The sequence below is a fragment of the Francisella marina genome (assembly GCF_008369785.1).
Classification (GTDB): Bacteria; Pseudomonadota; Gammaproteobacteria; order Francisellales; family Francisellaceae; genus Francisella; species Francisella salimarina.
This window is the reverse complement of the sequence record NZ_CP043552.1, coordinates 184,764-206,487: the sequence shown is the minus strand read 5'-3', so window position 1 is coordinate 206,487 and position 21,724 is coordinate 184,764. Positions and strand designations below refer to the sequence as shown.

Below are 21,724 nucleotides of genomic sequence, written 5' to 3'. Positions count from 1 at the left end.
ATCTAAAAACGATGTATAAACCAACATCGGGAGGAAAATATGACAGAGTTAGAGAAAAAGTTTGAAGAAATGTTGATAGCTGTTCGTGATGCAACTATTGATTTCAAGCCCGATAATAGCCAAAAGTTAAAGCTCTATGCTTTTTATAAACAAGTAAAAGAAGGTGATAATAATACTAAAAAACCTTCTGCACTGAAAATGGTTGAACGAGCTAAGTGGATGGCTTGGGATGCAATTAAAGGTATGTCAAAAGAAGATGCTATGCGAGGTTATCTTAAAGTTTTTGGCGAAGAATATCTCCCAGCTGGAGAAAGTAGCAATACCTCAAGTAGCACTATAGCAAATAAGTTAGAACCTGTAGAAAATAAATCACAGCGTAAAGCTATTGATAAAATTGCAGTTCTTGGTGCTGGAACTATGGGAGCTCAAATTGCCGCGCATTTTGCAAATGCTAGATTTCCTGTTGTTTTATTTGATTTAAAATCTCAACAAGGTAGCGCTAATGCTATTGTTGAAGATTCTCTAGCAAAACTTACTAAACTTAACCCAGCGCCTTTTGGTTCAAAAGATTCTATCAAATACATTACTCCTGCAAATTATGAGGATAATCTTGAACTTTTAGCAGATTGTGACTTAATCATAGAAGCAGTAGCCGAACGTATAGATATCAAAGAGAGTCTTTACTCTAAAATCTCTGCTCACATCAAAGAAAATGCAATTTTAGCATCAAACACTTCTGGCTTGAGTATCACAAAATTAGCTGAAGTATTAACAGAGAATCTCAAAGTTAATTTCTGTGGTGTACACTTTTTTAACCCACCGCGCTATATGCCTTTAGTTGAGCTAATCCCTCATGCAGATACTAATTCTGAAATCTTGGATAAACTAGAAACATTCTTAGTTGAAAAACTTGGTAAAAGTATAATTCGCGCAAAAGATACACCAAATTTTATTGCTAATAGATTAGGTGTCTTTTCAATGCTAATCACTTGCTACTATACAGAGCAGATGAATATCCCTTTAGAAATTGTCGATGAACTAACTGGTAAAAAACTAGGGCGAGCAAAAAGTGCAACTTATAGAACTGCTGATTTAGTTGGTTTAGATGTGTTATCTCATGTTGTTGAAACTATGAAAGATAATCTCGAAGATGGTTGGCAGAAGCTATACAACACACCTAACTGGATTCAAAGTCTAATCAACTCAGGTTCACTTGGTCAAAAGACCAAAAAAGGCTTATATATCAAAGATTCTGACGGTATCAAAGTACTTGATTTAGATACTAAAGAATATCGCCCTTCTGATAAAAAAGCTGATAAAGAAGTCTTAGATGTACTAGCTGAGAGAGATTGGAGCAAAAAATTAGAAGGTCTGCGTAATAGCGATAATCATCAAGCTCAATTCTTATGGGCAACTTTTAGAGAAATGTTTCTGTATGCTGCTCATCTAGTTGGAGATATATCAAACTTCCCTAAAGATATGGATTTAGCAATTCGTTGGGGATTTGGTTGGAAACAAGGTATTTTCGAGATATGGCAACTTGCTGGTTGGCACAAAGTAGCTAATTGGTTAAAGGATGACGTTTCAACTGGTAAAGCATTATCAACAAATACTCTACCCAACTGGGTTGATACTCTTGATATCGGTGTTTATCAAAATAATAAAGAGTTTAGCTTTAGGGATAAAACTCTAATATCTCGTGATAACCTAGATGTTTATAAGCGTCAACTATTCGCTGATAATATAGTTGAACATACTAGTACTTTAGCAACACAAACACTGTATGAAAATGATGGTGTCAAACTATGGCAAATTAATGACTATAACAATATCGGAATACTCTCATTTAAGAGTAAGATGTGTGCTATTGGCGATGATGTTTTAGATGGTATATCCGAGTCTATCAACTATGTTGAAGAAAATCTTGATGGTCTTGTTATTTGGCAAGAGCAAGATGTATTTTCGGTAGGTGCCAACTTAGAAGAATTTGGTATCAAATTTGCAATGAATGGCGAAGCTGCTATCGAAGAGGTAATCCGTAAAGGTCATAGAATTATCAGCAAAAAATTACGCTATAGCAAAATACCTGTTGTCGCAGCTGTCAAAGGCTTTGCTTTTGGTGGTGGTTGTGAAACTATCTTGCATAGTGATGCTGCTGTTGCTGCGTATGAAAGCTATATTGGTCTTGTTGAAGCCGCTGTAGGAATTATACCTGGTTGGGGCGGCTCAAAAGAAATGGCTATTAGAGCATCTCAAGCTCAAGATCACTGGAAAGACTTCGAGCATCGTTATAAGAACCTTGCTCTTGCTCAAGTTGCAAAAAGTGCTTATGAAGCCAAAGAAATGGGCTTTTTGCGTGATGATGACATAATCGTAATGAATACTAAGGAGATCCTACTTGTAGCAATTAAAAAAGCTCAACTTATGGCTCTAGCTGGTTATCAACCACCTCTGAAACAAAAAGTCCCTGTATTTGGTGAAACTGGTATCGCTACAATCAAAGCTTTATTAGTAAATATGCGTGATGGTAATCAAATATCTGAACATGATTATAAGATTGCAGTAAATTTAGCAGATACTATGTGTGGTGGTCTGATAGAAAAAGATACTGAAGTTTCTGAAGATTGGCTACTTGAAAGAGAGCTAATAAACTTCAAAGAACTTGCGATATCTGAGAAAACAGAAGCTAGAATGAAATATATGCTAGAAACTGGCAAACCACTAAGAAATTAAGGAGTAATTGACATGAGTGAAAACGTATATATAGTCGCTGCAAAACGCTCTGCTGTTACAAAAGGTAAAAAAGGTGGTTTTGCAAAAAAACGTCCTGATGAATTATTAGCAGATGTACTTAGAAAAACTGTCGTTGAAGCTAATATTAATCCTAACGATATAGAAGATATAGTTGTCGGTTGCGCGATGCCTGAAGCTGAACAAGGCTTAAATGTCGCAAGAATATCATCTCTTTTGGCAGGACTACCTAATAGTGTTCCTGCTTTTACGATCAATCGCTATTGTAGCTCTGGATTACAATCAATTGCTATTGCAGCAAATGAGATTGCTCAAGGTAATATCGATGTTGCTATCGGTGCTGGTGTTGAAAGTATGAGTATGATTCCTTTTGGTGGTAACAAGATGTCTTTTAGTAAAGAAATCTTTGCTAAAGATGAAAATGTTGCAATAGCTTATGGAATGGGTATCACTGCTGAGATGGTTGCTAAAGATTGGAATGTATCACGACAAGATCAAGATGCTTTTGCTCTTGAGAGTCATCAAAAGGCGATCCATGCTATCGAGAGTGGTTATTTCAAAGATGAAATACTGCCTATAGATGTTGATCACAATAAGCCAGATGAAGCTACTGGTGAGATCATTAATCATAAACAAACTATAACTGAAGATGAAGGTGCTCGAAAAGATACCTCACTAGAGGCATTAGCTAAACTAAAACCTGCTTTTGCAAATGGTGGATCTGTGACTGCTGGTAATAGCTCACAGGTATCAGATGGTGCTGCAGCTATAATTTTAGTTAGTGAAAAATACCTAAAAGAGCACAACCTAAAACCTTTAGGTAAGTTTCTAGGGTTTGCTGTAGCTGGTGTTGATCCACGCATTATGGGTATTGGCCCAATCAAAGCTATACCAAAAGTGCTTAAACAAACTGGTTTAGATATCAATAATATTGACTGGATTGAGCTAAATGAAGCTTTTGCAGCTCAGTCACTAGCTGTGATTAATGATTTAAAACTTGATAAGAATAAAGTTAATCCTTGTGGTGGAGCTATTGCCTTAGGGCATCCTCTTGGTGCAACTGGTACGATACTAACTGTCAAAGCGTTACATGGACTACATCGTACTGGTAAAAAATATGCTATGATTACGATGTGTATTGGTACTGGTATGGGTGCAGCTGGTATTATTGAAGCTTGTTAGCAGCTAATAATACTAAACATTAATATAAGAATAACTAAATATCCAATAGGTTAAACTAAAATGATAAATTTAGATGATTATAAACCAATTGATTTTCCATGGAATTTCACTTGCTTTAGTGACATAGCCAAGAATCCTCTCGGTGTAAAGTTACCTTTGTATCATATTGGCGAACATATGTATACAAAGTTCAAATGTCTACCAAATCATGTTGGCTGGGACAATGTTATTCATGGAGGTATTATCGCACTTATATGCGATGATATTCTTGGCAAACATGTTTTAAGTATTAGTAAGTCATTTTGTATGACCCGCAACTTAAATATCAAATACTTAAAACCAACCTATAGTAAAGTAGCACATATTTTCAAAACCACCGTAATTCGTAAAGGTCGTACTACCGTGTGGATAAAAGTTGATATCTTCAATGAAAAAGGTGATCTATGTGCTTATGCTGATGCAGACTTTGCACTCTTAGAAGAGCATCATGCAAAACAAAAAGATATCGCAAGCTATAAGCTTGATGATTTAGTAGCACATCTTAAATAAGCTCTTTATTTGTCATTTCTGGCAAAAATTTATACACAATAAATATAAATGCAACAATACACGCTCCCATAAAATATAATACAGGAGCATAACCATAATTATGAGTAAGATCTAAGAATCTCGAGATAAACATACTTTCTATTAATGCTTTTGAAACAAGAGCTACAGATATCCCTATACCACGTATATGTACAGGTAAAACTTCCGATAATACCAACCATATACACACTCCAGGACCTACAGCTCCTCCGAATACAACAATAATCAACATCAGAAGACCTAAATTATTATACCCAGCTGTTATACAAAAGATCATTGTAAATATAGATACAAATGAAATTAATAACCCACTAATAATAAGTTTTCTTCGACCAATAACATCGACAAGGAACAAGCCAAATACAGTAGCTATAAGATTGACTAATGTCATTGCTGTACCATAATAAGTAGCATCACAATTACTACAACTACTGAGTTGATCAAACATAGTAGGACCATAACTTATAAAGACATTAATACCAACAAAGCCATTTAAAACTGCCATTAAACTAATCAGTATTACAGATAAATAGTATTTTTGTTTGATAACAATTTTAATAAACTCAACAAAACCTGTTTTATTTTTTTCGGTTAATGAATGCTGAACTTTGAGAGCTAATTGCTCACTAATAGTTAGTGCCTGTTCATTTCTACCCTTTAAAATTAACCAAGATGGTGAAAATGGTGCTATTAAGCTAGTGATGAAAAGTAAAATTGAAAAAGGGATAGCGCAAGCAAATATCAGTCTCCAACCAAAACTTGCGACAAATAAGCTTGCAAAAAAGTTAGCCAAAAAAATTCCAGAAACTAGTGATAATTGAAATATAGCCATCGCCCTACCTCTAAACTTAGCTACGCTAGTTTCAGAAATATAAACAGGAATTACTGTCAACAAGAACCCAATCGACACCCCCTGTAGAAGCCTTGATAACATCAAAGTTGTATAAGTATTAGATATCATCATCAATATCATTGATACTGTAAATAGAAATGCCCCAAAAGCCAAAATATTTTTTCTACTAAAGATATCCATTAACGGTCCTGATATTAGTTTGGATAGCAAAGCTCCAAAAAAGACAATACCAGCTATCTCAGATAGTTGCGTAAGATTAAGAGATAGCTCATCTTTTATAACAGGTAATGTCCCTGATATCACTCCAATATCAAAGCCTGAACATACGCCAGTTAAAACTATCAAAGCTATAACGATTTTTTGGTATTTAGTTACTAACATTAGACCCTCTTTATAAAATATATAATAAATACTTAACAACTAAGTAATAAACATATAACTATAAAGATATACTAAATAGAACTAAAGTTTTATAAGAAACTATAGGAAAAGGTGATTTATTTAAGAATCAAATCTCATATAGAAATTATTCAATGATTAGCTTTTTAGGGCTTTGTAGATAGTATCTTTGATTTCTAGTCTTTGTTTTTTTAGCTCTTCTAATTGCATATCTTCAAACATGCCTGAACTTTCAAGGTTATATATTTTCTTATCTAGATCTTCATACTTTTTCATTTGATTACTAATATGATGATCTTCTTTAATATTATGAAGTTGATCTCTTAACTCAGGGAATTCTTTAACTAATGGATGATGTTCTAACATTGTAGATACTCCTTATCTTTATTGATTAATTAAATTAACTGCATACAGATACAGCAATAGATACAAATAAATTACATTTATACCTAACTTAAGTATATTTTCTCACATCTGACAAGGATTGTTCAAATTTAATTTGTCCATTCTCATAATAAGTCTCAAGAATTGAGTCGCTATGATACTCTCCTATTGCATACTGATCATCTAGAACTATTGTCTGATAACTACCTTTAGCATTTTTAATCAAATCTAGACGTCCTTGTTTAGATTTCTTTGTAGGATCTGTGATAGGCTCTTTTTTAACTCCAATTAAAGAATCTCCTCGTTTGATTGCTGAGCATTTAATAGCAAACTTGAAACTATCTCTATTTATAGATGATTCATGATTTCCTTGTAGCAATGCTCCACCCATACCAAAAGCTATATTCTCAGCAGAAAACCCGTTTTTTTTCATCGCTGATAGTATGCTCTTTGCTAAACTAAGACTCACTCCATCACCTTGTATCAAAGCTACCCTTTGTAGAACCTTATATCCCTTAGCATTTACATTACTACCATAAGCCTTTTCTAATTCATTAAGCGCATATAAAATATTATCTATAGCATCTCCCGAATCTGGTCTAATTACCAAGTTTGCTTTTTTTGCTTTGACTTTATCTTTTAAATCAATCCAAGTTTGTATTGCCTGTTTAAAATCCCAACTATCAGAAACACAAGCATAGAAAACACTGTTATCTCCAAATTGCTCAACCATATTTTCAAAGGCTTGGCGCTCACACTCAGAACCAATACCCCAGCTAGTCATTGTTGAGTGCTCACTTGCAGGAATCGAATAACCTGCCATATCTTCATGATAATACTCTTTACAAATTTGTAATGCTGCCAAAGTGTCTGTTCCTAGAAAATTAGTCAGATGTGCCGCTCCACCAATCCCTGCTGACTCTTCTGATGAAACACCTCTATAGCCAAAATCATGAAGCATAAATTCTAGCTTATCGAGATTATCTGCGGTTTCTAGAAGATACTCTTTGATTAGTTTTTTGATATTAAAACTGATTGTTGCAACTGTTGTTGGATACCACACTTTTAAAAGTAGTGTCTCTAGCAATCCAGGCAACCAAAATAACTCTGGATCAGTACTTTCTATAGTCATCAATACATTATGTAAAGGTACTAAACTTCCTTCTCTAACAGCACGAATCCTAACTGGTAAATAACCATTATATTTTTTTAGGACTTTCTCAAAGCCTTCTCGATAAAATACCAAACCATGAGCTTTTAGAATTTCTTCAGCTTCATATATCATTTCTGGTGTAATTGGCTGAGATAAGTATTTCTTGATGTAATACTGTAAGCCAAAAAATCTAGTATGCGCCCCTAAATCACTATTTACAGTACCACGACTTTCTAAATAAAAATGAAGATAGTTAGCATCATTAGGATATTGATAAGGATGCGAATGTTTATAACTATCAGTCATTAATAAAAGGTTGTTTCTATGCATCAGACATATATAAAGAGAAACTTGTAAGATAATGTTATCAAATGTTGTAAAGATAAACTATTTTTGAGTTAGATTTTTTATACTGCCTTCAACTAATCTTATTAGTTTTGACATATATTTAAGAGAGATTTCTGTTTTATCAATCAGAGGATTATATTCTGCCACTTCAAAACATACTAAACTATTAAAATTAATTTTTTCAATAGTCTTGTAAAAAACCTGAGGGTCAATACCATTTTCAACAGGAGTTCCTACAGCATCAAGATTAGTAGGATCTAAACCATCTAAATCAAAACTAATCCCGACATTACCTTCTGTAATCTTCTCAAGACGTTCAAATTCTTGTGAAAATAACTCTTCAAAGTTTCTATCGGTTAAATCACTTTGATAATAAACCTTAACTCCTAATTTTTCCAAAAAGTCTCTTTCTGGCTTTTCATAAGAACGAATTCCAAAGAAAACAATATTCTCAGGCTTTAACTTTGGATTATCACTTAGTACTTTTGTTAATTCCTCATGCCCATATCCTAAAAGATGTGCTACAGGCATACCATGTATATTACCAGTCTCAGAAGTTTCTGGTCTATGGCTATCCATATGCGCATCAATCCAAATCAAACCAAGTTCTTTTTTCTGATCTTTAAGGTAGTCATAAACCCCACTCCATGTACCTATTGCACATGAGTGGTCTCCTCCAAGAGCCAAAGGAAACTTACCATCTTTAAGAATCTCAGATACCGCCTGAGCAACCTTAGTAAAATACTTACCCATAGTTGGTACTTCAGCCCTACCACCAATATAGTTGATAATTTGGGCATCTATACGTCTATCTCTTAGTTCATTCAACAAAGCGTATGGTGCTCTTCCACAACCGATTTCTCTGCCAGCATTACCAATAGCTATTCCTACAGCTTCTACTTTTTTCATCTTATTACTCCAATACTATAATACTGAAAATAAATTTTTAGGATCTTTAATTGGCGGTACCATATCCATTTGGCTACCAATATCATATTTCTCAGCTAAATCTAAAGTAAGACGAAGTGCTGAGAAATCCTCAACAGCAAAACCTACTGAATCATAGATGGTAATTTCTTTATCATTTTCACGACCTTTTTTCTTACCAGTTAAAATTTCCCATACTTCAGCATGTAAAACCTGTTCAACTTCTTGTGGTGATAAATTCTGGATTTCTCCCTCAATCATTGATTGTTCTTTGTATTCAACAACCACTTTACCTCTAAAAAGAATATCCATATCAAGCTCAGTCTTACCAGGACAATCCCCACCTAAACCACTTATATGTACACCTTCTTTAACCCAATCATTTTCAATAACAATTGCATGAAGTTTACAAGCCGTACATACGACGATGATGTCTGCACCCTCACAAGCTTCTTTAGCACTATCACAAGCGATAAATTCAAGATCAACACCTTTCATATTGTTAGCATATTTTTTCATCGCTTCTGGATCTGTGTCAAAATATCTTACTGTTTTAATAGGTCTGATTAATTTATGAGCTAAAGTTTGAAATTCACTTTGAGCACCTGTACCTATTAGCGTCATAGTCTTACTATCTTTACGTGCTAAATAATCTGTTGCTAAGACAGTCGCAGCAGCAGTTCTTAGAGCAGTAAGAACAGTCATTTCAGATATAAGTAATGGATAACCATGTTTAATCTCATTTAATTGACCTGTAGCTACTACTGTCTGCTTACCTTCAAACGGATTTGCAGGATGCCCATTTACACATTTATATGTAAATAATTTATTATCAGCAGTTGGCATAAGTTCCAGAACACCTCCCGGAACATGAGCTGCATATCTTGGTGATTTATCAAACTCTTGCCATCTTATAAAGTCTTGTTTTGTATATTCAACTAGGTCTTTAATAAAATTATCAAAGCCGTGCTTCTGCACTATTTTTGCCATATCTTGAACTGATAAGATTCTCATATCTTCTCCAATTTACTATTAAATAGCTTTATTTTAAAAAAATTTAACCTTTTAAATATATTCTCAAGAATAGGATTAATCAATAGAAACTTATGCAATTATTTATTTCTCGACAGAATGTATTATTACAACTAAAAAATACTTTTGAGCATTTTTAAAAGATTAATTTTCAAAACTTATTTACAATCAATGTTATAAAATTTCGTTTAATAATATCCTTTGATAGCAACCTTCACTAGTTAACCATACCAAAGTTATTTTTTGAGGCATAATAGTTACAGTTGTATCTTTATTATTAATTTTGAGCGTATATTCACCTTGGCTTAAATTCTTAGAGAATAAATCAACATTTTTGGGCAAAAGATTCCAACTTCTGAGATCTGCTTGGGTTGTCGCCATATTATACACCGAAGTTCCAATTGCTGCCAATGCTGCATAGTCACCTGATGATCTAATAGCCGCCACAGAAATAGCTGTTTTTGTAACCAGACGCAAAACCTCTCTAGTTACAATCGCAGGATATTGATCTGATAATGACTTAGCTGCCATTGCAGTTGTATCAACCAATAATGCAGTTTTGCCTTTATCAATAATCTTATTATCTTTTAAGATTTGTACATCGGCATTAGATGTCAACCTATAAGAGCCATAGTATGGTAACGAAATTTTTTGAACTCCAGCTTGTTGGAAAAATATCACGATTGGTATATCAAATTTTTTAATAGGCTCTACCCAACCACTCTCATATATTACAACAAGTTTACCTTGCCCTTGTGGATAGATATTATGACCAGTGTCAAAAGCGTTCTTAATTTCGTCATAGTCTTCTCTAACATATGGATTATTTGGAACAACCCTTAGAGCATTACTCATTGATAAGTTAGCATTATTTAGATCGGTATCGTATGACTGATATATCAAAGCCTCTAGATAATATCCAAAAGCATTTTCATAAGAGTTTTTTACCCTATCAGCTATACTCACTAGCTGTCTATATTGTTTTGAACTAGATATATTTGATGAAACCTGTCTAGAATTAACATGATTAAATTCTTCATACCTGGTTTTATTTGTCTGAGCAGCTAAATCTTTTGCTTCATAAGTGGCATATTGCGCATATGATAAGTTACGAATACTGACAGCAGCATTTTCTAAGTCATGCTGTTTTAAGTAATTTAGTGCTTGATAAGCATATAAAAAAGTAATTTCATAATCAGATATATAGTAATATCTCTCTTTATCGCTTAAAAGAGTAGCTTGAGTATTTTTAAGTATATTCCTAACTCTTATTTTTGCTTCTGCTTCTGACTTTGCAACATAATCCGTTGCCTTGGTATATTTAGCTTGTGATAGTTCAGTTTTACCAAGTAACTGATCAAAACGTCCTGTTTCTAAGAAACCGATAGAAGCATTAACACCATCATCACTAAAAGCATTGTCAAATTTAGTTTCAATAGGCTTATATCTGCATGTTTCAATAGCATCTTTGGCAGTTTCTACCTTATCAGGATGGCTACCACTGAATGTCGCACAGCTAGAAATTATTAAGCATACAATAGATAACAAACAGACTTTAACTTTCATACTACTTGGATAGGTAAGCACGTAAACCTGGATGTACTTTAGATAAGCTACCATCAATTACAATACCTACAGAATACTTAGGCATCACATCTGTAATTCGTACTTTTGCTAAAACTTTACTATCTAAGACAATATGCTGTCCTGTTGCCGGATCAACACTAGTACCCCCTTCTTGGCGAATCTCATAAGTACTAGCCTTAACGACTCCATTACCACCACGGTTGAAGTAAATTTCACCATCATCTACTTTTAACACTTGAAGAGGGTATATAGCCCCAACAATTTGTTCAGATATTGTTTGACCGATTTGCTCAGCTACATAGCTTAATATCTGTGAGTGATCACCATTATCATAGTTAGCATACTCGTTAGCGATATTTGCTGGTACTTGCAATCTAACTACATTCGACCATTTAACCTCCATCGTAGCCAGCTCAATCATCCGATAAGCTACACTAGCTGAGACATTCAATGTTGTAAAGTCTTCTCCATAATACGAACTCTTTTTCTTACTAATGTTTAATCCCAGGATATCGCCAGTTAATATAAAATCAGCGCCTATTCTTTGATTTAGCTTAGCTTTCTCACTGGTATCATTGGAATTTATTATACGTCTAATTTCCTCTTCATAAGCTTTCTCATCTTTAGCATCTCTATTTGATACTCTAAACTTACGTGATTGAGTTATTTGAGCTATGATATTCTGATTAAGTCCTTTTTGAAGCTCTTTCTCACTATAGATACTTTCATTAGTTGCTCCTTTCGTATCAAAAGGTAATATAGCGACTGTGAACATTTTAAGATTATTTCGCTCATCTACGCCTTTATATTTAAGCGTACTTCCAGAATTAGTATCTAATGAGTTATTTGACAAATTAGCTGAGCTATCAGACACAATATTTGTAGCAGAATCTGCAGCAAAAGCATTATTAGTAACTATAGAAATCAGTAAGAAAGAAAAAAAAATCAATATTTTTCGCATCACATTACCCTAGAACTGGTTTAAATATTTATTATCATCACTTTGTCTAATAATTACTTTACCATTTAACGAAGTTTCTCCACTTTCTGTACTTTTAGCATTTTGTTTACGATATTCATCATAATTAAAGTTTTTGATCTTATTTGCTGTAGCTACTTGCTTAGGATCCCACTTTAATACAACACCATATACAGTATTCTCTGTACTTGGTAACTTATAACGCCATCTCTTAACAGTTTTAAGACCAATAATATCTAGGTTTGCTTTTGTTTTGTAATATGTAGATAGTGTCTTTTCAATATCAGTCGCATCTATTCTGCGTGTTTGCTGCGTCTTAGTATTTTTAGCAAGAGTGCTAGATATATCCTCAGACATAGTCAAAGCTTCTTTAGTTGACATTTGTCCAGCTATTAGTGTAACTAAATTTGCTCTTGCCATAATCTCAGCTTGCTTATAACCATAATCTCCAGCTGAAACTCCTTGAAGCTTTGGACCTGTGTAAGAGCCTTGACCATATGATAAGATATATGGTTTATTATCTTCTCCAAAACCAACACGAATACCATAATCACCCATCATATCTTCACCTGACTTATCCTTATATAAGTCAGAAGGAGATTGTCCGCCTTTACCAACGATTACAGGTTCATTACCATGTTTGATATCCTCAAACATTCCTTTAATTTTATCTGAATAAATAACCACTACACCAATAGCAGCATTACCATTTTTTTCTACAACAAAAGTCTTAATTGGTAGTAGACCTGATAAGTTACCAAATCCTGTAGTTAAGCTTTTGACTGTCATTTGCTGGCTTAAAAGAGCTTTTCTCTTCTCATCTGGTGTTGCAAAATCATCTGGGTTTAAACCTTGATCTTTTAATTGTTTATCTAGCTTTGCTTCTTCTAATGCTTGTTGCTTAGCATCAATCGCAGCTTGAGTACCCTCTTTGGGCTTATCAGAATCTGTATTAATGTCATTTACATTAGAACCTTGTGTAGTATCTATGCTTAGACTCTTATCAACTTTTGTATTTGCTGATATAAATGATATGTATTCTGCCTGTGCTTTTATTAGAGCTTTCTCAAATGCCAACTGAGCACTGTCGACATAATTTGAATTTGTTTGATTAACAGAGGCTGTACCTATAGCAGAACCAACATAATCATATTTATCTCTAAGATTATTCTGATCGATATAACTCTCCATTACATCACTTAATATTTCTTCTGCTGATCTCTTATCTTCTGCAGTTGTTGCAACTGCTTTTGAATCTGATGAGATAGCACTATTAAGATTAGACACATCTGAACCCATATCAACAGATTGCGACTGCTCAGCTGTAGATTTAGTATCTACAGTTGTTTCTGCAGCAACTAAAGGACTTACTAATAATGATGAAACAATTAATGAACTTAATATTTTCTTTTTCATAGTATTTTATCTCCTATGTTTTAAGAAATTTCAGATCCACTCTGAAATAACCATTTTGAAATCTAACTACCAGCCAAATGTTGATTTAGTCTGTGATTTACGAATTTGCTTATCATCTTGCCATACAACAAGACCTGTTTTTAGATCCATCATCTTCAATGTTGCCAAGAAGAATTTAGATCTCTTATCTCCATCAACATTAGTATTATCAATATCTTGAATAGAACCATAAACCATATATCTAGCACCAATATGCTGACCAATCTTAGTAGCTGTAGTTTGATCAACCATACCACTATTAGCTTGATATCCAAGCTGCTCACGTACATTTTTGATTTGAGACATATCAGTAACTTGGAATAATCCAGATTTGATAATCTGTGTCTGTACTGTATTTGATAACATTGTCGTATTGATATGCTCTCTTGTTTCATTACGAATATTACTAAAGAATAATGTTGGTGTATCCATAGCAGTAATTCTCTTAACCGCTCGTGAATTCAGCATATCTTCAGTCATCTTGTTTGTAATAGCTTGCAAATCAGTAGAACTAAAATTAATAGATGTTGTATCTACACCATTTGGATCCTCATAAGCAACAGTTGTTTTACTACATGAGCCCAACAAAATTAAGCTTGCCGATAAAGTTACAAATAAAAGCTTTTTCTTCATTATTTTTGTGAACAGAATAATTTGTCTATATAGCGATTATAACAAAAATAATTAAGAATGTTATTGATTATAAATAGTAAAGATCATCTAAGAGGTTTAGACATAATATATACACAAACTGAGCCTATTTGCTTTATAGTATATTCAGCAAAATTACTCTTTATATATTTTTCTATCGATTCATAAGTATCATTTTTATTATCAAATATTCCTTTGGCATTAAATTTATTAGCCACCTTAATCGCAAGATTTGAGCTATAGTCATTGATAATAGTCGATCCAAAAGCCACTCCATCTTTACTCAACATTTTAGCAATATTTTCAAATACTTTTTCTTTATTACCGTTATCAGGTAAACAGTGAATCAAATAGTTACAAGATATAGATTCATATTTTGAATAAAATTCTTCTGCAACATCTTTTAGTATATCAACTTGATAAGTTGATACTTCTTTATCTTTGAGTACATTCTTCACATACTCTAAACAATTTGGATTTAGATCCATTAATGCTACTTTAGATAATCTATCTTTAACATTTTTTAGATAATATCCTGAGCCTACTCCTATATCTAAATGATTATGCGATACATTATCTTTGTATAACTGCAATAGCTGAGATGTTTTACATTTCCACAAAAAAGTATTATTAAAAAATAAAACAACGAAGTTATAAAGTTTAAGGACTAATTTGGAGTAAACCTTTTGGCCATCGTGTGTACTTTTATTCAATTTTATAACCTCACCCTACCAAAACATATTTGAACGCATTGGTTTGATTGCAAAAACAGCTATTAATATAACATAAACATACCATGGCACATCCAATACAACTGGTATCAATACAGCTAACATACAAGCAAAGAAAAACATACTAAAGAATAACAACACTTGATACGATGGTTTATTTGTCTTTAGATATTTATGAGCTTTTTCAATATATGATCCTTCAAATGACAAAAGATGAATCACTATTGGAAAAACCGCAGTCAAAAACATTAGTAAATAAAAAATCCAGCTAACCAAAGCTAATGTTGAATAGCTCGAAATTATTAGTAAGCCAACGAGAAAGTACACTATTTTGACCAACGCAATATCAACTAATGTGAAACGCTGTAATTTTTCTGATAAGAACTCTTCTTCATACATAATGCACTCCTTAGTTTTTCGTGGCAATTACATAGTAATTTTAACTTATTGTACTGACTTAATAAATCAGTTTCATTTGGATTGCTATCAAAGGTAATATTATCTTATACTAAAAACTAAGATTAAATTACTGAAAAATAATATGAATCTAGAGTTTGTATGTAAATATAAATCAATTGACAGTATTGAGGTGCCTCAATTACCAAATTTTACTATCTTAACAGGCTTAAACGGTTCTGGAAAGACCCACTTACTAGAAGCAATAAAAAATGGAAGCATTAAAGTCAGTGATTTCCAAAAAGATGAGATCGTTTTATATAATTATGCTACCTTTAACATAAAAGACCAAAACCTGATATATGATCAAACTATCACTCAGAACATTAAAAATACTAGAGTAAAAATATCCCAACTTAAACAAAACGATGACCAATATAAAACTCTCTACAATAAACTTAGCAACCCAACACCAGCCACCCTTAAAGAGCTAAACATAAATGATGAAAGTCTTGCTAACAGTATAGCAAAAGAACTCAAAGCTAATAACATCAATTTCTTAGATCTAAAAGAGGATGAGCAAAATAATTTAATAAAAACGTATGAGGACTTAAATAATTTATTAATAGACAATCTAAGTTATACTTTCTTAAGCTACTCAGAATCCCTAAAAAAAGTCTCTCAATCTTCAATATTTGGAGGTAAAAAATACAATGATACCGAACTTCTTAAAAAGTGGGACAATGACTCCCCTTGGGCATTTTTAAATAAGCTATTCAAAGAGTATGGTTTAAAACACACAATAAACTCTCCTAATAAAGATTCTGACAACTACACTTTCACTGCTCGAATAAATATAGGGGATGAGATTATTAGCTTTAGTGACTTATCTAGTGGTGAAAAAATCTTATGCCATTTGGCACTTTTAATGTTCAAAAGTAAATATATTAAACCTAAATTGCTATTACTTGATGAAGTTGACACTAACTTGCACCCTAGCATGATTAAAAACCTAATAAATGTCATTAACAAGGTATTTGTAGAGAAAGGAACTAAAGTAGTTCTTGTCACTCATTCTCCAACTACCGTTGCATTAGCAGATAAAGACTCAATATACGAATTTAAGAATAACGAGATTAAAAACATAACTCAGCATAAAGCCATAGATATATTATCAGAAGGGCTTATGTTATTTGATAAAGAAATTAGATATATTCAAAATGCTTTAAATACCAATAAAAAATTAGTTCTAATTACTGAAGGAGATAACAACAAGTTTATTGAAAAAGCAATAAAAACTATAGATGAATCTTTATTAGAAAATACACATATCGTTAAACGTGCAGAGTCAATTACTGGTGACAAGCAACTTAAACTATTTTACGATTTTTTTGTTGCAATAAATCCATCAATAAAAATTCTAATAGTTTGGGACTGTGATTGCGTAGTTTATAAAAGTCTTGAAAGTAAAAACAATGTAACTCCTTTTGTTTTTGAGCAAAACAAAAATAATAATAAAGTTAAAAAAGGAGTAGAAAACCTTTTCCGCAAAGATATTTTCTCACAAACGTTTTATGATACAAATACAACACTTGACGATTATGGCTGTGAAAAAATAAATCAAATTTTTAATAAAAAACGATTTTTAGACCATATTCTTACAATGAATAATAAGGAAGATTTCAGCAACTTCAAACCATTAATAAACTTAATAGCTGAACTAATTCAGTGTCCTAAGTAAACTATTCTTCTTTGTAAATTAAATCTTAACAGTACCTAAGTGATCAGCTGGCACCTCCTTCTCCACTGTTTCGACTTTTCCATTACTATCTTCTGTCTTTTTGACAATCTTAGCAGTTTTACCATCTGAGTTAATCGTTATAGAACTAAATTCTTTATACACATCTGGTTTTTTAGTGACTTTTGATGTTTTAGATTGTGTTTGCATTTGAGCTATATTTTGATCAATGTTAGCTATCATCTTATTAAAATGCTCATCTAACATTTGCTGTTGTTTTTGAAAATCTACCATCATTTTTTCTATAGGATCATCACTAGATACTTGTGTATCATTTTTTGGTGATTTTTGCTTAACCCAACCAACTGTCCCATCTTTTTGATCAACTATTTCAATCCACTCACCTTTTGAGAAAATTGCTTTATATTGATGATTTTGATCATCAATCGTCATAATTTTTTTGGATTGCTCATCTGGTTTTGCATACATCTGATAACTCTCAGCATATACTCCCGACACAATTATTAAACCAAATACTGTTGCTAGAATTTTCTTCATTTCAACCTCCAATTTTTTGATGTAGCTATTTTATACACAAACGATCTAAAATTATAAATAAGTTTTATAGCTGTTTTTTCAAGTTACAAAACTATTAATCGGCTATAATTATATTATATAAATTAAATATATATAGACTCCATGACTGATAAACCAAAAGTTTTAGTTGCTGACGATGATAAAAAAATTGCTCAGTTTATAAAAACCAAATTTGAAGAAAATGGTATTGAGACAACATTAGCTCACGATGGCAAAGAAGCACTATTTCTAATCAATACCAATAATTATGATGTGGTTGTTATAGATTGGATGATGCCGTATTTAGACGGAATATCTTTGCTAAAAATTTTACGTAAACAAAATGTAACAATTCCTGTGATCATTCTAAGTGCACTTGACAGCACTGAGAATAAAATTCAAGGTCTTACATCAGGGAGCGACGATTATTTAACTAAGCCGTTTTCGATAGATGAGTTAATAGTTCGTGTTAATATTCTCTACAAAAGAACCAAGCAAATCGCTGAAGCTCAATCTCACAAATTAATATGTGGAGATATCATCCTTGACGAACTTGCTCATGAGGTTCGTCGTAATGATGAATTAATATTATTACAACAAAGAGAATACAAAGTTTTACATCTGCTTCTTAAGCACAAAAATGAAGTAGTCAGTAAAACAATGATACTTAAAGAAGTATGGGACTATGACTTTGATCCTCAGACAAATGTAGTTGAAGTACATATCTCTCGCTTACGCAATAAGCTCACTGAGAATGGCCTACCTGATCCTATAAAAACCATACGAGGCTTTGGATATGTCATCCAAGAATAACTTCAACGACACTATTCAACGTAGGTATATAATCAGCTCAAGCTTCAAAATGGCAATGCTTTTTACAATACTTTTAGGTTTAAGTATAGCATCTTGGATTTATATAATTTTCTCAGCGCTTGGTAATAGAGTTACTGAGCATATAATCCCTCTAAGCATTGGTATTTTCTGTACAGCAAGCGTTGTTATCATTAGTTATTTGATCAGTGTTTTTGTTGTTAAGAAAATCAATTTTATAGCTAGCTCAGCTGCTTCGATTGTTAACACTCGTGACTTTAGTCAAAGAATCAAATCCGATACAAGCTGGGATGATCTTAGTAATTTGGCAAATATACTCAACATCCTGCTAGCTAATATCGACGAGCTTTTAATAGATATCAAAAGTGTTTCAAATAATATTGCTCACGATCTAAAGACTCCTCTAACTCGTTTAAAAAACAAGCTTGAAAGCCTTGAGCAAACTTGCCCAAATGATGACACAGCTGAGGCATTGGCAGAGTGTAATCAATTGCTTAATATCTTTAATAGTATCCTAAGACTTAATCGTCTTGAACATGGTCGTGAAAACTTACTCAAAAAAAATTCTGATGTAAAAAAAATTATCGATGATGCTATTGAACTTTATGAACCAATGTTTGAACAAAAGAATATCAAATTAGATATCTCTGTTATTTCAAAAAATTTAAATATCGATAAAAATCTTATTTTCCAAAGTATTACAAACATCTTAGATAATAGCTATAAATATTCAGAAGATAATACTGAAATAACGATTTCGACAAAAATTCAAAACTCAAAATATAACATCACATTTACCGATCAAGGGATTGGTGTAAATGAAGAAAATATTGATAAGATTTTTGAAAGATTCTTTCGTGAAGAAAAAAGCCGTAGCCAAATAGGCAATGGTCTGGGACTTTCTCTTGTAAGAAAAATTATACACCTTCATAATGGCGATATCTCAGCCACCAATAACGAACCTCACGGTTTAATTGTAGAGGTCTCACTACCATTACATTAACAATTTTTAACTATGTTTTTAAAAGTTTAAAAATTACCCTTATAATTAACTAAAATTCTTACAATCAATTTAAATATATGGAAAAAGTAGCAGTAATAGGAAGTGGCATATCCGGACTTGCCATCAGTTATCTTCTCAAAGAAAAATATGACATTACTCTGTACGAAAAAAATAATTATTACGGTGGTCATGCTCGTACATTAGAAGTTAATAGCACTCCTGTAGATACTGGTTTTATTGTCTTTAACTACCATACGTATTATCACTTATCGAGATTGTTCAAACATTTAAATGTGCCCGTAGCTGAGAGCAATATGTCTTTTGGTGTATCTATCAAAAATGGTAAGTTTGAGTATGGATCTAGTAGTATCAAAAGTTTATTCGCTCAATGGTCAAATATTTTCAGACCAAGTTACTATAAAATGATAAAAGATATTCTAAAATTTAATAAGATCTCAAGACAGCATCTTGAAAACAATACTCTTGATGAAAATATAAGCCTTGCTGAATATCTAGAATCTATAAATGTTGGTAACTGCTTCAAAGATTATTATCTACTAGCGATGGGAGCCTGTATCTGGAGCACTCCACTAGAGAAGATGTATGACTTCCCTGCCCTTAGTTTTATTCGATTTTTTGATAATCATGGGCTACTTACAACTACCAAACCAGTCCAATGGTACACAGTCAAAGGCGGTAGCAAAGTATATGTTGACAAAATCATAACTCAACTAAAATCTGCTAATGTTAAATTTGTACCCCAAGCTACCAATGTAACTAGAACCCATAAAACTTTGATAACTGATATCAACAATAACACCATAGAATATGATAAGGTTATTTTTGCATGCCATTCCAATCAAGTTCTCGAACTATTAGTTGATGCCGACAGTGATGAAAAAAAACTTATATCCGCCATAAAATATCAACCGAACTCCGTAATATTACATACAGATGCTAGTATTATGCCAAAACGCAAAGCTGCGTGGTCAAGTTGGAATTATCTAAGTGCTGAAACTAAAGACAAACGTGATGTAGTTTCACTTAGCTACTGGATGAATAATCTTCAACCCTTAGATACTAATATAGATTATTTTGTTACAGTTAACCCAGATCAAAAACCTGATCCACAAAAAATCATCAACGAACATACTTTTGATCATCCTGTTTTTGATAAAAAAGCCATTCAAGCTCAAAAAGACTTTGATAAAATCCAAGGACTTAACAACACATACTATTGTGGAGCTTATCTACGCTATGGTTTCCATGAAGATGGTATACTTAGTGCAGTAAATGTTGCGAATAAATTAGGAATCAAAACTCCATGGTAAAAAACTTTATCTTAAGCTCAAAAGTTTTTCATAAGAGGCATCATCCAAAGCAAAATTCTTTTAGATATAAATCATATTATATTATTTTGGATATGCTTAATCTTAAGCAAAGTAAGTCTAGTTTTTTTAGTATCAATAAACCTAATTTATATTCTTTCTATGATAAAGATCACGGCCTAAAAGATAGTTCAAGTAGTCTAAAATGGGCAACTAATTTATTAGACCAGCACGGCCTTAGATATGATGAAATCAAATTGATGACTATGCCTAGAGTTCTAGGATACCTATTTAACCCCGTTAGCTTTTGGCTTTGCTATAGTGAAAAAAAACTTATAACTGTGATAGCAGAAGTCAACAACACATTCAAAGAAACTCATAGCTATATTTGCCACAACAATGGCAACGAAATTACAGATGAAACATGGTTCAAAGCAGAAAAAATATTTCATGTATCACCTTTTTATCCAAGACAAGGCTTTTATAAATTCAACTTCGCACTTGATTTTGATAATAATGCAAAAAATCAAGTTATTATCAATTACTATGATAATAATCAGCTCCAACTTGGCACAGCAATTAATGGTCAAATCAAACCTTTATCAAGTACAAACTTAGTCAAAGAATTTTTTAGATCTCCACTTTTAACCTTTAAAGTTATTTATCTGATTCACTGGCAAGCTCTAAAAATCGTATTTAAACGTATAAAATATATCCCAAAACCTGAGCAGAAAGATATTCGAGTTAGTGTAGCTAATATTATAAGTCCAAATAACTAAACTCCCGACAATATTTTATCTGTGTCAAAAACATATCGCTTACTGATGAATTT

Annotated in this window: 20 protein-coding genes; 8 read left to right on the top strand and 12 right to left on the bottom strand. The window is 32.5% G+C overall.

Annotated elements, in window-relative coordinates:
* Positions 1 to 39: 39 nt before the first annotated feature.
* From F0R75_RS01100 to F0R75_RS01090, 3 genes are read left to right on the top strand one after another with little or no spacing between them, the layout of a single operon-like run.
* Entirely contained in the window at positions 40 to 2,733 is a 2,694-nt protein-coding gene (locus F0R75_RS01100; protein ID WP_149368653.1) for an acyl-CoA-binding protein, read from the top strand.
* A gap of 12 nt (positions 2,734 to 2,745) precedes the next feature.
* Positions 2,746 to 3,933 carry an acetyl-CoA C-acyltransferase gene (locus tag F0R75_RS01095; protein ID WP_149368654.1) on the top strand — a complete coding sequence of 396 codons (1,188 nt, stop codon included), beginning with the start codon at positions 2,746 to 2,748 and terminating at the stop codon, positions 3,931 to 3,933.
* 60 nt (positions 3,934 to 3,993) lie between these two features.
* Complete coding sequence (locus tag F0R75_RS01090) at positions 3,994 to 4,482, top strand: PaaI family thioesterase (RefSeq protein ID WP_035736706.1); 489 nt, start codon at positions 3,994 to 3,996, stop codon at positions 4,480 to 4,482.
* Here F0R75_RS01090 and F0R75_RS01085 read toward each other — a convergent pair.
* From F0R75_RS01085 to F0R75_RS01035, 11 genes are all read right to left on the bottom strand, one after another.
* Positions 4,475 to 5,755, bottom strand: a complete 1,281-nt coding sequence (locus F0R75_RS01085; RefSeq protein ID WP_149368655.1) for an MFS transporter — start codon at positions 5,753 to 5,755, stop codon at positions 4,475 to 4,477. The genes F0R75_RS01090 and F0R75_RS01085 overlap by 8 nt on opposite strands.
* Positions 5,756 to 5,911: 156 nt before the next feature.
* Entirely contained in the window at positions 5,912 to 6,139 is a 228-nt protein-coding gene (locus F0R75_RS01080) for an HP1242/YdcH family protein (RefSeq protein WP_013922595.1), read from the bottom strand.
* A gap of 88 nt (positions 6,140 to 6,227) precedes the next feature.
* The gene (locus tag F0R75_RS01075) at positions 6,228 to 7,640 is read right to left on the bottom strand and encodes a nicotinate phosphoribosyltransferase (protein ID WP_149368656.1); all 1,413 of its coding nucleotides are present in this window, start codon (positions 7,638 to 7,640) and stop codon (positions 6,228 to 6,230) included.
* A 57-nt stretch (positions 7,641 to 7,697) separates the two neighbouring features.
* Entirely contained in the window at positions 7,698 to 8,567 is an 870-nt protein-coding gene (locus F0R75_RS01070; RefSeq protein ID WP_149368657.1) for an arginase, read from the bottom strand.
* Between the two features lie 15 nt (positions 8,568 to 8,582).
* A complete protein-coding gene (locus tag F0R75_RS01065) occupies positions 8,583 to 9,599 on the bottom strand; it encodes an ornithine cyclodeaminase (protein WP_013922592.1) in 1,017 nt (338 codons plus the stop codon).
* A 192-nt stretch (positions 9,600 to 9,791) separates the two neighbouring features.
* Positions 9,792 to 11,183, bottom strand: coding sequence for a COG3014 family protein (locus F0R75_RS01060; protein WP_149368658.1), 1,392 nt, complete (start codon positions 11,181 to 11,183; stop codon positions 9,792 to 9,794).
* A gap of 1 nt (position 11,184) precedes the next feature.
* On the bottom strand, positions 11,185 to 12,165 hold the full coding sequence (locus F0R75_RS01055) for a CsgG/HfaB family protein (RefSeq protein WP_187985971.1): 981 nt from the start codon (positions 12,163 to 12,165) through the stop codon (positions 11,185 to 11,187).
* A 9-nt stretch (positions 12,166 to 12,174) separates the two neighbouring features.
* A complete protein-coding gene (locus tag F0R75_RS01050) occupies positions 12,175 to 13,599 on the bottom strand; it encodes a DUF6844 domain-containing protein (protein ID WP_149368660.1) in 1,425 nt (474 codons plus the stop codon).
* A 66-nt stretch (positions 13,600 to 13,665) separates the two neighbouring features.
* The gene (lpoB, locus tag F0R75_RS01045; protein ID WP_013922588.1) at positions 13,666 to 14,271 is read right to left on the bottom strand and encodes a penicillin-binding protein activator LpoB; all 606 of its coding nucleotides are present in this window, start codon (positions 14,269 to 14,271) and stop codon (positions 13,666 to 13,668) included.
* Between the two features lie 83 nt (positions 14,272 to 14,354).
* A complete protein-coding gene (locus F0R75_RS01040) occupies positions 14,355 to 15,002 on the bottom strand; it encodes a class I SAM-dependent methyltransferase (protein WP_149368661.1) in 648 nt (215 codons plus the stop codon).
* A 15-nt stretch (positions 15,003 to 15,017) separates the two neighbouring features.
* Complete coding sequence (locus tag F0R75_RS01035; RefSeq protein WP_149368662.1) at positions 15,018 to 15,419, bottom strand: hypothetical protein; 402 nt, start codon at positions 15,417 to 15,419, stop codon at positions 15,018 to 15,020.
* 142 nt (positions 15,420 to 15,561) lie between these two features.
* Between F0R75_RS01035 and F0R75_RS01030 the strand changes: the two genes are divergently transcribed.
* Positions 15,562 to 17,157, top strand: coding sequence for an ATP-dependent nuclease (locus tag F0R75_RS01030; protein WP_149368663.1), 1,596 nt, complete (start codon positions 15,562 to 15,564; stop codon positions 17,155 to 17,157).
* Positions 17,158 to 17,175: 18 nt separating this feature from the next.
* On the opposite strand, the gene F0R75_RS01025 is transcribed toward F0R75_RS01030, so the two are convergent.
* Positions 17,176 to 17,712, bottom strand: coding sequence for a hypothetical protein (locus tag F0R75_RS01025; protein WP_149368664.1), 537 nt, complete (start codon positions 17,710 to 17,712; stop codon positions 17,176 to 17,178).
* A gap of 141 nt (positions 17,713 to 17,853) precedes the next feature.
* On the opposite strand from F0R75_RS01025, the gene bfpR reads away from it, so the two are divergent.
* From bfpR to F0R75_RS01005, 4 genes are all read left to right on the top strand, one after another.
* Positions 17,854 to 18,543, top strand: coding sequence for a two-component system response regulator BfpR (gene bfpR / locus F0R75_RS01020; RefSeq protein ID WP_012280596.1), 690 nt, complete (start codon positions 17,854 to 17,856; stop codon positions 18,541 to 18,543).
* Entirely contained in the window at positions 18,527 to 19,564 is a 1,038-nt protein-coding gene (locus F0R75_RS01015) for a sensor histidine kinase (protein WP_149368665.1), read from the top strand. The genes bfpR and F0R75_RS01015 overlap by 17 nt, the downstream gene beginning before the upstream one ends.
* Positions 19,565 to 19,641: 77 nt before the next feature.
* Positions 19,642 to 20,895, top strand: a complete 1,254-nt coding sequence (locus F0R75_RS01010) for an NAD(P)/FAD-dependent oxidoreductase (RefSeq protein WP_149368666.1) — start codon at positions 19,642 to 19,644, stop codon at positions 20,893 to 20,895.
* Positions 20,889 to 21,671, top strand: coding sequence for a DUF1365 domain-containing protein (locus F0R75_RS01005; RefSeq protein ID WP_149368667.1), 783 nt, complete (start codon positions 20,889 to 20,891; stop codon positions 21,669 to 21,671). The genes F0R75_RS01010 and F0R75_RS01005 overlap by 7 nt, the downstream gene beginning before the upstream one ends.
* Positions 21,672 to 21,724 lie beyond the last annotated feature (53 nt).